This is a genomic window from Rheinheimera gaetbuli, from assembly GCF_054781935.1.
In genome coordinates, this window is record NZ_BAAGTL010000044.1 from 1 (window position 1) to 544 (window position 544).

2 tRNA genes are annotated in these 544 nt (G+C 46.9%); both read right to left on the bottom strand.

What is annotated here, in order from left to right:
- Nucleotides 1–87: 87 nt before the first annotated feature.
- Nucleotides 88–163 (bottom strand) — tRNA-Ala (locus ACYVIC_RS19675).
- Between the two features lie 219 nt (nt 164–382).
- Nucleotides 383–459: transfer RNA gene (locus ACYVIC_RS19680), tRNA-Ile, on the bottom strand.
- Nucleotides 460–544: the final 85 nt, after the last annotated feature.

A 544-nucleotide genomic window follows, 5' to 3' on the forward strand; every position in this document is an offset into this window, starting at 1 on the left:
GTATGTAATTTGGTTCAGACAAGGCACTTAAGACCGAAGCATACTTAAAGTATGTGAGGTGTTAAGCAACGAAGTATGAAGCAAATTTGGTGGAGTTAAGCGGGATCGAACCGCTGACCTCCTGCGTGCAAGGCAGGCGCTCTCCCAGCTGAGCTATAACCCCTCTTCTTGCTTCTGCTTTGACCTTTATGCTGTGTTATGCCGCCTTACTCACTCAGTCACGTACTTATGTACGCTCCTTCACTCGCTCGTCGCATGCCTTGCCTAAAGCTCACATCATCGCAATAAGTCTTTCGCTGGAATTTCGTGTTAGACAAGGCACTTTGAACCGAAGCATACTTAAAGTATGTGAGGTTTAAAGTAACGCCGCATAACGCGAAATTGGTTGGTCTGAGTAGACTCGAACTACCGACCTCACCCTTATCAGGGGTGCGCTCTAACCACCTGAGCTACAGACCAGCCGTAACCGCAATGGTTCTTACTGTTTGCTCTACGTCACAATCAATCATCTGGGTGAACACTTACAACTTCTTTTAGCTATAGG